The 11,697-nt window shown below is 71.8% G+C and carries 12 protein-coding genes; 9 read left to right on the top strand and 3 right to left on the bottom strand.

The annotated features are described in order from the left end of the window. Nucleotides 1-377 precede the first annotated feature (377 nt). The 5 genes from CP978_RS07755 to CP978_RS07735 all read left to right on the top strand — a co-directional run bounded on the left by CP978_RS07755 (nt 378) and on the right by CP978_RS07735 (nt 5,155). Complete coding sequence (locus tag CP978_RS07755) at nt 378-1,997, top strand: ATP-binding protein (RefSeq protein WP_043438760.1); 1,620 nt, start codon at nt 378-380, stop codon at nt 1,995-1,997. Next, the gene (locus CP978_RS07750; RefSeq protein WP_043438757.1) at nt 1,994-2,401 is read left to right on the top strand and encodes a roadblock/LC7 domain-containing protein; all 408 of its coding nucleotides are present in this window, start codon (nt 1,994-1,996) and stop codon (nt 2,399-2,401) included. Before CP978_RS07755 ends, CP978_RS07750 begins: the two co-directional genes overlap by 4 nt. Continuing rightward, nucleotides 2,398-2,805, top strand: a complete 408-nt coding sequence (locus tag CP978_RS07745) for a DUF742 domain-containing protein (RefSeq protein ID WP_043438755.1) — start codon at nt 2,398-2,400, stop codon at nt 2,803-2,805. The genes CP978_RS07750 and CP978_RS07745 overlap by 4 nt, the downstream gene beginning before the upstream one ends. Beyond that, the gene (locus tag CP978_RS07740; protein ID WP_043438753.1) at nt 2,786-3,406 is read left to right on the top strand and encodes a GTP-binding protein; all 621 of its coding nucleotides are present in this window, start codon (nt 2,786-2,788) and stop codon (nt 3,404-3,406) included. Before CP978_RS07745 ends, CP978_RS07740 begins: the two co-directional genes overlap by 20 nt. A 144-nt stretch (nt 3,407-3,550) precedes the next feature. Then, nucleotides 3,551-5,155: a cytochrome P450 gene (locus tag CP978_RS07735; protein ID WP_242647122.1), complete on the top strand. Its 1,605-nt coding sequence runs from the start codon at nt 3,551-3,553 to the stop codon at nt 5,153-5,155. 3 nt (nt 5,156-5,158) lie between these two features. On the opposite strand, the gene CP978_RS07730 is transcribed toward CP978_RS07735, so the two are convergent. After that, nucleotides 5,159-6,100: an RluA family pseudouridine synthase gene (locus tag CP978_RS07730; RefSeq protein ID WP_043438750.1), complete on the bottom strand. Its 942-nt coding sequence runs from the start codon at nt 6,098-6,100 to the stop codon at nt 5,159-5,161. 81 nt (nt 6,101-6,181) lie between these two features. On the opposite strand from CP978_RS07730, the gene CP978_RS07725 reads away from it, so the two are divergent. The 4 genes from CP978_RS07725 to CP978_RS07710 all read left to right on the top strand — a co-directional run bounded on the left by CP978_RS07725 (nt 6,182) and on the right by CP978_RS07710 (nt 9,667). Next, nucleotides 6,182-6,787, top strand: coding sequence for a GNAT family N-acetyltransferase (locus tag CP978_RS07725; protein ID WP_043438749.1), 606 nt, complete (start codon nt 6,182-6,184; stop codon nt 6,785-6,787). A gap of 218 nt (nt 6,788-7,005) precedes the next feature. Beyond that, nucleotides 7,006-7,656 carry a PadR family transcriptional regulator gene (locus CP978_RS07720; protein ID WP_043438746.1) on the top strand — a complete coding sequence of 217 codons (651 nt, stop codon included), beginning with the start codon at nt 7,006-7,008 and terminating at the stop codon, nt 7,654-7,656. Nucleotides 7,657-7,880: 224 nt separating this feature from the next. Further along, nucleotides 7,881-8,894 (top strand): daunorubicin resistance protein DrrA family ABC transporter ATP-binding protein, encoded by a 1,014-nt coding sequence (locus CP978_RS07715; protein ID WP_043438744.1) that lies wholly within the window; start codon nt 7,881-7,883, stop codon nt 8,892-8,894. Further along, nucleotides 8,891-9,667 (top strand): ABC transporter permease, encoded by a 777-nt coding sequence (locus CP978_RS07710; protein WP_043438743.1) that lies wholly within the window; start codon nt 8,891-8,893, stop codon nt 9,665-9,667. The genes CP978_RS07715 and CP978_RS07710 overlap by 4 nt, the downstream gene beginning before the upstream one ends. A 145-nt stretch (nt 9,668-9,812) precedes the next feature. Here CP978_RS07710 and CP978_RS07705 read toward each other — a convergent pair whose 3' ends face one another. Then, nucleotides 9,813-10,655, bottom strand: a complete 843-nt coding sequence (locus tag CP978_RS07705; protein WP_043438741.1) for a siderophore-interacting protein — start codon at nt 10,653-10,655, stop codon at nt 9,813-9,815. A 104-nt stretch (nt 10,656-10,759) separates the two neighbouring features. After that, nucleotides 10,760-11,689, bottom strand: coding sequence for a 5'-3' exonuclease (locus tag CP978_RS07700; protein ID WP_227745614.1), 930 nt, complete (start codon nt 11,687-11,689; stop codon nt 10,760-10,762). Nucleotides 11,690-11,697 lie beyond the last annotated feature (8 nt).

The following is an 11,697-nucleotide window of genomic DNA, read 5'->3' as shown; positions in this document are numbered from 1 at the left end:
GGCCCGCGTCCCTTCCGGGACGCGGGCCGCTGTGCTGTCCGGCTGCGCACCTCGGAGGCGGCCCGGAGGCGCCCGGTCGGGTTCGCACTCCTGTGTGCCATGACGCACCGTGTTCGAGGCGCCTCGCAGCGTGTAAATAATTCGAGCGTACTCCGGCCCCTGAGGGCATTTCAGGTGCTTCCCGAATATGACACGACGGTGATCCGGCCGGATTAGGCTCGCCCGCGGCGCACCGAGTTGAGACACATGCGTGCGTTTGATCGCGAACATCCTGAAGATCACGGTTCTTTCACCCCCGTTCGATCCGGTACGTCCCCCGCATTCCCTGTCGGGGCACCAGCACCCCCGATCCCGCCGATTCTCCTCAGAGGGCATACATGGTGAGTCTTCAATCGCCTCCCGGTGGCCGTGAACGTCTCTACGCGCACGAGTGGTTGCTGCCCGCACTGCTGATGGGCGCGGTGACGGGGACCGCCGTCACGGTGGGCCCGGAGCAGGCCCGGATCACCGTCGGCTGGTGCGGAGCCGTCGCCACGGTCCTGGTGGCCGCCGTCGCCTCCGTGGCGGCGCGCCGCGGGCGCACCCTGCGCGCCGAGCGTGCCGACTTCACGCGCCGCCGCGACCGCCTGGAACAGCGCATCGCCGCCCAGGACGACGACATCGAGTTCTTCCGCACCGAGGTGCTCTCCAGGGCGCTGATCCTGCTGCGCGGCGGGGTCTCCCCGGCGCAGGTGATCAGCACGGTCGTCGACGACAGCCCCCGTCTGCGGGGGCTTCCGCCCTCCCAGCGGGCGTTGCTGCGCACCCTGCTGGGGATCGTCGACCATGAGCTCGCGATGCGTGACTCCGCGCAGCGCGCCGTCGTCAACATCGCCCGACGCGTCCAGGCCATCGTCCATCAGCAGGCCAAGGAGCTGCGGGAGATGGAGGAGGACCACGGCCGCAACCCCGAGGTCTTCGACGATCTGCTCCGTATCGACCACGGCAATGCGCTGATCGGCCGTCTCGCCGACTCCATCGCGGTCATCGGCGGCGGCCGGCCCGGACGGCGGTGGCCGGGCCCCGTCCCGCTGTACAGCGTGCTGCGCGGCGCGATGTCCCGGATCCTGGAGTACCGCCGTATCGATCTGGACTCCATCGCCAAGGTCAACGTCAAGGGCGTCTCCGTCGAGCCGGTCATCCACGCCGCGGCCGAACTGCTCGACAACGCCACCCGCTATTCGCCGCCCCAGACCAGGGTGCATGTCACCGCCACCGAGGTGCAGAGCGGTATCGCCCTCGAGATCGAGGACGGCGGCATCAGCCTCAGCGAGGAGAACCGCGCCAAGGTCGAGAAGATGCTCGCCGACGCCCGGGCCGGTGCGGACGTCCAGGACGCCGGGGCGGCCCCGCAGCTGGGGCTCGCCGTGGTGGGGCGCCTGTCGGCGATGTTCGACATGCAGGTCTCGCTGCGGAGGTCGGCGTACGGCGGGGTCCGCGCCGTCCTCGTCGTCCCGAACACCATGCTGACCACCGAGCCCGCCCCCGGATTCGCCCATGGCATCGGCGCCACCTCCGTGCCGGCCCTGGACAACGAGGGGGTGGAGGGCCCCGGCCGTGCCCGGAAGAAGCGTCATCCGACCACCGGGCCGCGCATCCCCGAGCGGTTCACCGTGGAGGACGCCGCCCCCGCGGTCACCGAGCGGACGGCGAACGGCCTGCCCCAGCGGCGCAGCCGGGCCAGGATCCCGCTGAGCCGGCGGCTGACGGAGACGGCCGCGGCCCAGGAGGCGGCGGGGGCCGTCGAGGCCGCGGCCCTCGACCCATGGGCGCCCGGGCCGGGCCCGGAGAAGGAGGAGACCGCGCCCGGACTGTGGGTCGGCGCGTTCATGAACGGCCTCAAGGCCGCCCCGGACCCGGACGCCTTCTCCTCCGGGCCCCCGTCCGCCGACCCGCATGCACACACCGACGACGAACCGGCCCCTGCCTGGGCCGACGACGAGGGGGACCTCAAGTGATCCAGCAGCGAGGCAACTTCGACTGGTTGCTGAAGGAACTCGCCGACGGCGTACCGGGGATCCATCAGATCGTGGTGCTCTCCGCCGACGGTCTGCGTATCGCCCGCTACGGCGGCGACCCGGACGGGGCCGACCGGGTCGCCGCGGCCTGCGCCGGACTGCAGAGCCTGGCCGGGGCGGTGGCCGCCGAGATCCCCGGCAGCGACGGACGGATGCACATGGTCGTCATCGAGATCGACGGCGGCTACTTCTATCTGATGGCGGCCGGGCCCAACGCCTATCTCGCGGTGCTCGCGGACACGGTCGCGGAGGCCGGTCTGATGAGCAACCGGATGCGTGACCTGGTCCTGCGCATCGGCTCCCATCTGACGAGTCCGCCGCGGCGTGACGGGCAGACCGTATGACTCCTCCCCGGCGCCGTCGACGCCACCCAGGAAAGGAGTACCCGCCGGAGCCCGCCGCGGCGGACGGCGGCCAGGAGCAGAACCCCGAGCGGCTGTACATCCTCACCGGCGCGGGGGGCGGGGGCGAGCGGGCCCCGATCGACCTGGTCACCCTGATCGTGGCGGACGGCGAGCCGCTGCCCACCGTGACGCCGGAGCAGTCGGCACTGCTCCGGCTGTGCCGGACACCCCTGTCGGTGGCGGAGATCTCGGCCTACCTCGAGCTGCCGGCCAGCGTGGTGACCGTCCTGCTCACCGATCTGCTGGCGGCCGGGCTGGTCCAGGCACGCGCCCCGATCGTCCGGCAGGAGATGCCCGACCGTTCCCTCCTCGAAGCGGTGATGCATGGACTACAACAGCTCTGACACCGTCCCGGGTCCACGCGCCGAGGACCATCTGCCGCACACGGCACAGGCCGCGGCCAAGATCGTGATCGTGGGCGGTTTCGGTGTCGGCAAGACGACCATGGTGGGTTCCGTCAGCGAGATCAGACCGCTGACGACCGAGGAGACCATGACACAGGCGGGCATCGGGGTCGACGACGACTACGGCTCCGACAGCAAGACCGCCACCACCGTGGCCATGGACTTCGGACGGATCAGCGTCACCGAGCAGCTGGTGCTGTATCTGTTCGGCACCCCGGGCCAGGAACGCTTCTGGTTTCTGTGGAACGGCCTGTTCGAGGGCGCGCTGGGCGCGGTCGTGCTGCTGGACACCCGCCGGCTGGAGGTCAGCTTCGATGTCATCGGCCGGCTGGAGGAGCGCGGTGTGCCCTTCGTGGTCGCGGTCAACTCCTTCCCCGACGCGCCCCGTCACCCGGTGGAGGAGCTCCGTGCGGCCCTCGATCTGTCCCCGGAGATCCCGATCGTCGAGTGTGACGCGCGCCGACGGGCCTCCAGCCGGGACGTGCTGATGACGCTGATGCGCTTTCTGTACGCGCTGACGGTGCGCGGGGCGACCGTCTGACCCGGGCACACCGCGCCGCGCGCCGGCGCCCTTCCCTCCTCTCGCCGTGCGGCTCGTGGCCTGTCGCCCCGGCCCGCTCATGTCCCGTCCCCCTTCCCACCCCATCCCGGACACCGGATCCCCCTCAGCCTCGGAGCGACCAACGTGACGCCTGAATCCCACTCCCTGACCGGCAGGGACCTCAGCGGTACGGACGACGACCCGCTGGACGGCCCCACCCCGGTCCCGCCGCCGGGCTGCCCGGCCCACCGCCGCGGCCCCGGCGGAGCGCGCCGGCTGTACGGTCCCGAGGCGGAGGACCTGGGGGCCCTGTACGAGGAACTCCGTGCCGAACACGGGGCCGTGGCCCCCGCGCTGCTCCATGACGATGTGCCGATCTGGGTGGTGCTCGGGCACGCCGAGAACCTGCACATGCTGCGTTCCCCCGCGCACTTCACCCGGGACAGCCGCATCTGGGCCCCGCTGCTGTCCGGCCGGGTCAGGCCCGACCATCCGCTGACGCCGCACTTCGCCTGGCAGCCCATCTGCTCGTTCGCCGAGGGCGCGGAGCATCAGCGGCTGCGCGGCGCGGTCACCGCGGCCATGTCGACGATCGACCACCGGGGCCTGCGCCGCTTCATCGACCGCGCCACACAGTCCCTGGTCGACCGGTTCTGCGAGGACGGCCGGGCCGACCTGGTCGGCGGCTTCGCCGACCATCTGCCGATGGCGGTGATGTGCGAGGTCCTCGGCATGCCCGAGGAGTACGGCGACCGGATCGTGCACGCCGCCCGGGACATGCTCAAGGGCACCGAGACCGCGATCGCCAGCAACCGGTACATCGTGGACGCCCTCAGCCGGCTCACCGCCCGCCGCCGTGCCCGGCCCGAGGACGACTTCACCAGCCGTCTGATCAGCCACCCGGCGGGGCTCACCGACGACGAGATCAGGGAGCATCTGCGCCTGGTCCTGATCGCCGCCTACGAGGCCACGGCCAATCTCCTCGCCAATGTGCTGCGGGTGGTGCTCACCGATCCCCGGTTCAGGGCCCAGCTCAACGGCGGGCAGATGACGGTGCCCGAGGCGGTGGAGCAGTCCCTGTGGGACGAGCCGCCCTTCAGCAGCATCCTCGGCTATTTCGCCAAGCAGGACACCGAGTTGGGCGGCCGGCGCATCCGCAGGGGGGACGGGCTGCTGCTGGGCATCGCGCCCGGCAATGTCGACCCCCGGGTGCGGCCCGACCTCTCCGTCCCGCTGCAGGGCAACCGTTCGCATCTCGCCTTCAGCGGTGGCCCCCATGAATGCCCGGGCCAGGACATCGGCCGTGCCATCGCGGACATCGGTGTGGACGCGCTGCTGATGCGGCTGCCGGACATCCGGCTGGACTGCGCCGAGGACGAACTGCGCCGGACCGGGTTCCTCGCCTCCCGGACCCTGGTGGAACTGCCGGTCCGGTTCGAACCGAGGCCACGGCAGGGGGCGGCACCGCCGCCGGACCTGCACCCGGTGTCGCAGTGCCCCGGCCGGCTGCTCACGACGCCCGGGACCGAGTCCGCCGCGGCGGCGGCGTCGCGCGGTGCCGTCCGGCCGGACACACCGCAGCCGGGTGCCGCGCGGGCGGTGGAGACGGAACCCGGGGGCGCACGGCCCGGCGCGCCGGAACGGGGGAGCGCGCAGCCGGCCGGCCCTGAGCCGGGCGGCCGGCCGTGGTCGCCCGGTCCGGCTCGGGGGTTCTGGCAGCGGATGCTGCGCCGGTGGCGGGGGAGGTGAGCGCTACCCGGCCCAGGTGTCGTACGCCGACCAGGCGTCCAGCGTCCGCCCGCTGACGAAGCGGTGCCTGCGCCCCGTGACCGGATCGGGGAACTCCAGTACCCGTGCCAGCAGTTGGAGCGGGCGCCGGAAGTCGTCGGCCGGTTCCGGGCCGGTCACCTCCGGATAGAGGCGGTCGCCGAGGATGGGCAGCCCCAACGCGTTCATATGCACGCGGAGTTGATGGGTCTGGCCGGTGCGTGGCAGCAGACGGTAGCGGCCGAGGCCGGCGCGGTGCTCCAGCAGTTCCACCAGGCTGATGGCGTTGGGCTCGCCCGCCACCTCCCGGGCCGTCAGCACCCCGCGTTCCTTGACGATCCGGCTGTGCAGTGTGCGCGGCAGGGCCACGGCGGGGTCGTACGGGGCGACGGCCTCGTACTCCTTGTGGACCCGGCGGTCCCGGAACAGCGACTGGTAGGCGCCGCGCTCCTCGGGCCGCACGGTGAACAGCACCAGCCCGGCGGTGAGCCGGTCCAGCCGGTGCGCGGCGGTCAGCGCCGGGAGGTCCAGATCGCGCCGCAGCCGGGCGAGCGCGGTCTCGGCGACATGGCTGCCGCGCGGGGTGGTGGCGAGGAAGTGCGGCTTGTCGGCGACCACGATGTGCTCGTCGCGGTACACCACCTCGACCGGGTGCGGCACGCGCACCTCGTCGGGCAGGTCGCGGTGGAACCATACGTACAGGCCCGGCACATACGGCGCGTCGGGGGTGACAGCCCGCCCGTCCGCCCCGAAGATCAGCCCCGCGTCGAGCATTGCGTCGATCACCCCGTCCCCGGCGGAGAGCCGGGCCACGAGATGGTCCCGCACGGTGGCCCACCCCTCCTGGAACGGCAGCCGCACCCGCACCGGATCGACCCCGTCGCGCTGCGGCAGGGGAGAGGGCGGGATACGGGTACGGCGTCTCATCGCGCTCCAGCGTACGAGGCCCGGTGCGGTGTTCGGAAAAGCCCTGGGCGGGATCGCGGCGCTGTTGGCAGGATGCCGACCATGCCCTATCTCGTCAGCGATGTGCTGCCCGCCGGTACCCTCGCCCATGTCCCCCAGCCCACCATCCCCGGTGACCGACTGGTCCTGCGTCCCTGGACGTTCGACGACGCGCCCGCGGTCCATGCGGCCTTCCAGGATCCGCTCCTGCAGCAGTGGCACGCCCGCGCCGCGGACTCCGAGGACGAGGTGCGCGGCTGGATCGAGGAGTGGCGGACGGCATGGGGCGAGGAGCGCGCCGCCCAGTGGGCGGTCGCCGACGCGGACACCGGCCGGCTGCTGGGGCGGGCGGCGCTGCGGCAGATCGTGCTCGCCGACGGCACCGGTGAGGTCGCCTACTGGACGGTTCCGGCGGCCCGGGGGCAGGGGGTGGCCGCGCGGGCCACCCGGGCCCTGGCCCGGTGGGCGCTGGACGAGATCGGCTTCCACCGCCTCGAACTCCTGCACGCCCTCGGCAACGAGGCGTCCTGCCGGGTCGCCGTCAGGACCGGTTTCCCGCTGGAGGGCACCAAGCGCAGTGCCCTCCTCCACCCGGACGGCTGGCACGACATGCATCTGCACGCCCGGGTTCGGGAGGACCACACCGAGGCGGTCTCCGCCACCTCCTGAACGGCGGCCCTTCGCGTCCGGCCCCCGATGCTTCGCTGCGGCGAGGCGCCGGGGGCGTTTCCATGTCTCGACCCGTACGGGGCCTCTGCCTCGAGGGCCCTGGACTTGCCTGTCGGTCGCGATACGCGATACATCGTGTGTCTTGACGGCATCCTCGGGGACGCGATATGTTCGTCCACGGATATTCGGTGACGAATTAGTTGGGCGAGGTGAACCCCATGGCGGCGAAGCGCCGGAAGCTCGGCAATCCGCTGGCGCTGGCGGTCATGGTGCTGCTCACCGAGAAGCCCATGCATCCGTACGAGATCGCCCAGACCCTGCGCCGTCGCGGCAAGGATTCCAGTCTGAAGATCAACTACGGCTCGCTCTACACCGTCGTCCAGAACCTGGAGAAACACGGTTTCGTCGAGGTCGCGGAGGTGCAGCGGGAGGGAAACCGCCCCGAGCGCACGCTCTACGGCATCACGGACGCCGGGCGCGAGGAGGCCGTCCAGTGGCTGTCGGACCTGCTCGCCGTACCGGCACAGGAGTTCCCCATCTTCGAGGCGGCGCTCTCGCTGATGGGGGTGCTCGCTCCCGACGAGGTGGCCCGGCTGCTCCAGGAGCGGCTGGACACCCTTCAGGTGCGGGCCGCGAGCGCCCGCGGGGGCCTGGAGAAGCTCTATGAGAAGCTCCCCCGGCTCTTTCTGATCGAGACCGAGTACCAGCTCCACATGATCGAGGCGGAGGCCGCGTGGGTGCGCGACTTCCTCCTGGAGATCACCGAGGGCACCTTGCCCGGCCTGGTGGAATGGCGCGCCTTCCATGAGACGGGGGAGGTTCCCGAGGAGTATCTGAAGCTGGCCGGCGGCACGTTCGAGAAACCGTAGCCGCCGAGAAAAAAGACCCCGGCAGGACTGTTGCAGCAGTCCCGCCAGGGTCTCGAACCCCGAACTGAATCCGCCGTGAGGCACATCCAGGCGATCGAGGTGCGGCACACCCAGGATAGCCCGGTGCTCTTCACGCGGATCAGTCGTCATCCGCCGACCAGGGGGCGGCCCGTCCGCACACCGCGGACCCGTCGTCGTCCGCTGCCCACAGGAGAGCAGTCGTCATGACCACCCGTGCGCCCGCCGTCGAGGCGCGCCAACTGATCAAGACCTATCCGCCGGACGTCAGGGCCTTGAACGGCCTGGACATCACCGTCGAGCCGGGCACCGTCTTCGGACTCCTCGGCCCGAACGGCGCGGGAAAGTCCACCACCGTCAAGATCCTCACCACCCTGGCCCGCCCCGACTCGGGGTCGGCCGGCGTCGCCGGCCACGACGTACTGCGCCACCCCGACCGGGTGCGCCGCGCGATCGGCGTGGTCGCCCAGAACTCCGGCGCCGACCCGGTCGCCACCGGCCGCGAGAACCTCCAGCTCCAGGGCAGGCTCTACGGGCTGAAGGGCGCGGAGCTGAACCGGCGGGTGGCGGAGCTGCTCGACCGCTTCACCCTGACCGACGCCGCGGAGCGCCAGGTCAAGGGCTACTCCGGAGGGATGCGCCGGCGTCTGGACGTGGCGCTCGGGCTGGTGCACCGGCCCCAGGTGCTCTTCCTCGACGAGCCCACCACCGGCCTCGACCCGGAGGCCCGCACCGCCATGTGGGAGGAGATCGGCCGGCTCGCCGGGGAGGAGGGCCTGACCATCCTGCTCACCACGCACTATCTGGAGGAGGCCGACCGGCTCGCCGAGCGCATCGCCATCGTCGACCGCGGCCGGGTCGTGGTGGAGGGCACCCCGGACTCCCTCAAGGGCGAACTCCGCGGTGACGCCGTCCATGTGGAGCTGGGCGAAGCGATCGGTGAGGCCGGTCGTACGCTGCTGACGGGCTCGCTGGCCGGGCTGCCGGGCGTGCACGAGGTGCACCTCGACGGACGCCGGGTCAGTGTCCGCGCCGACGACGGGGCCGCGGCGATGCCCGTCCTGCTGGGAGCGCTGGAGCGCGAGGGAGTGGCGGTGGCCTCCGCGACCGTCGCCCGCCCCTCGCTCGACGACGTCTATCTGCGCTACGCGGGCCGCCGCTATGCCGAGGCCGAGGCCGAGGGTTCCGCCCCGCTCGCCCTCGCCGGAGGTGCCCGATGAGCACCGCACTCGTCCAGACCTGGTACATGACCCGGCGTCAGCTGATGGTGTTCGCACGGCAGCCGGCGTATGCGGTCATCACCCTGATCCAGCCGGTGATCTGGCTGTTCCTGTTCGGCAACCTCTTCAAGAAGGTCGTGGAGCTCGGCGGCTTCGGCAGCGGATCCTATCTCGACTATCTCGTCCCGGGCGTCGTGGTGATGAGCGCGCTCAGCTCCAACATGTGGGCCGGGATGGGCACCCTGGAGGAGATCCAGCGGGGCACGCTCGACCGGTTCCTGACCACCCCGGTCAGCCGGGCCGCGCTGATGAACGGCAATGTCGTCAACAACGGTCTGATCACCGCCCTCCAGTCGGTGATCATCGTGCTCCTCGGACTGCTGGGCGGCGCCGACTACCCGGGCGGCATCGGCGGGGTGGCGATCCTGGTCATCGCCTCCGTGCTGCTGGGCACGATCTTCGGGGCGCTGTCCAATGCGCTGGGCATGCTGGTGCAGGAGCGGGAATCCATCATCGGCATCAACACCTTCCTGCTGCTCCCGCTCACCTTCCTGTCCACGGCCTTCATGGCGCCCTCCCAGATGCCCGGGTGGATGAGACACATCGCCTCCTTCAACCCGCTCGACTGGGCCATGGTCGCGGGCCGCTCGGCACTCTCGGAGCACCCGGACTGGGGTGCGGTGCTCGGCCGGGGCGGGGCGCTGCTGGGGCTGGCGGTCGTCGCGGTGCTGCTGTCCATCAGGACGTTCCGCTCCTACCAGCGGTCGGTGTGAACACCGGGACACGGAGGGCAGCGGTGCCCGGCCTGCCGTGAGCGTGACCGGGGTGAGCTGCTGACCCGGGTGAGCTGAGGAGAAAACGGGGAGGCGGCGGCACACTTCGGTGCCGCCGCCTCCCGGGATGCGTCGTCGCGGACCGCTATGCGGCGGACGCGCCCTCCTGCTCCGCCTCGATGCGCGCGTTCCACTCCCGCTTGGAGGCCTGCCAGCCGTCCTCGTTGTGGCCCAGGCGCCAGTAGCCGGAGATCGACAGGTCCTCGCGGGGGAGCTGAAGCTCCACCCGCAGCAGCCGGCGCAGCTCCTTCACCGAGCCCGCCTCGCCGTGCACGAACGCCTGCACCCGGCCCCAGGGGAACTCCAGCTCGCGGACCGCCCGGACGAGGGCCTCGCCGACCGGCCGGTCCCCGCGGTGCAGCCAGACCACCTCCACAGCGGTGTCGATCTTCTGCTCCTCCTCGGGGCCCGAGACCTCCACGAAGGCGTAGGCCTCGGCGCCCTCGGGCAGCGCCTCCAGGGCGGCCGCGATCGCGGGCAGCGCGCTCTCGTCCCCCGCGAGCAGATGCCAGTCGGCGTCCGCGTCGGGGGCGTAGGCGCCACCGGGGCCCAGGAAGCGCACGGTCTCGCCCGGCTGGACGCGCAGCGCCCACGGCCCGGCCAGACCCTCGTCGCCGTGGATCACGAAGTCCAGGGTCAGCTCGCGGTGCTCGGGGTCCCAGGCACGCACGGTGTAGGTCCGTGTCACCGGCCACTGCTCGCGCGGGAACTCCTCGCGGATGCGCTGCAAGTCGAAGGGCTCGGGATAGTCGGCGCCCCCGGCGGGGAAGAGGAGTTTCACATAGTGGTCGGTGCAGGCTCCGGCCGTGAAGCCGGCCAGTCCCTCACCGCCGAGCACCACACGCTGCATATGCGGGCTCAGCCGCTGTGTGCGGATGACCTGCGCGCAGTGGACCGTGCGGCCCCTGGCTGCCGGGCGCTCTGCCATGACGGCCTCCCACCTCCCTGGGTTAGGTTCACCTAACCTAGCACTTCGCCGGGGTCGGTTCCTCCTATGACGGGCACCTGCCCGGGCAGGCGCCGCCGGAACCGTCACCTCCGGAGCGTGCCGAGCAGACGCTCCAGCGATCCGCCCAGGCCCCAGCGGGCCGTCAGGGCGTCCAGGGCGGCCGGATCGCGCGGGGCCCGCGGCAGCGCCGGGTCCACCACCGGCAGCGGTACATCGGCGGCGACCCGGACGACCCGGGGCGCGATGGCGACATAGGGCCGCGCAGCGTCGAGCCGCTTGCGCTGCGCCGGGGAGAGCCGAGACGCCGGATCGTCGACCGCGGCCATGATCCCGGCCAGGTCACCGAACTCGGCCAGCAGCTTGGCGGCCGTCTTCTCCCCGATGCCCGGCACCCCCGGCAGCCCGTCGCTGGGATCGCCGCGCAGCAGTGCGAGATCCGCGTAACCCGGGCCGTCGACGCCGTACTTCTCCCGCAGGAACGCCTCGTCGGTGAGCTGGAGCGTGCCCACGCCCCTGAGCGGATACAGCACCCGCACCCCGCGGGCGTCGTCGACCAGCTGATACAGATCACGGTCCCCGGTGACGATGTCGACCGGGCCCCGGGCACGGGTCGTGAAGGTGCCGATCACATCGTCCGCCTCGTACCCGTCGACTCCCACACGGGCGATGCCGAGTGCGTCCAGCACCTCCTCGATCACCGGCACCTGCGGGGAGAGCGTGTCCGGGACCTCCTCCTCGTCGGGGCCCGCGGCGTGCTCCTCGGCCACGCGGTGCGCCTTGTAGGAGGGGATCAGCTCGACCCGCCAGTGCGGGCGCCAGTCGGCGTCCATACAGGCGACCAGGTCGTCCGGGTGATGGTCCTTGACCAGGCGGTCGATGAAGTCGAGCAGCCCCCGCACGGCGTTCACCGGGGTGCCGTCCGGGGCCTTCACGGAGTCCGGGACGCCGAAGTAGGCGCGGAAGTAGAGCGAGGCGGTGTCGAGGAGCATCAGGCGTCGGGTCACCTTCCGCATCATGCCGC

This window comes from Streptomyces nodosus (assembly GCF_008704995.1).
Taxonomy (GTDB): Bacteria; Actinomycetota; Actinomycetes; order Streptomycetales; family Streptomycetaceae; genus Streptomyces; species Streptomyces nodosus.
The sequence above is the reverse complement of the archived record's forward strand: the minus strand, read 5'-3'. Positions and strand labels throughout refer to the sequence as shown.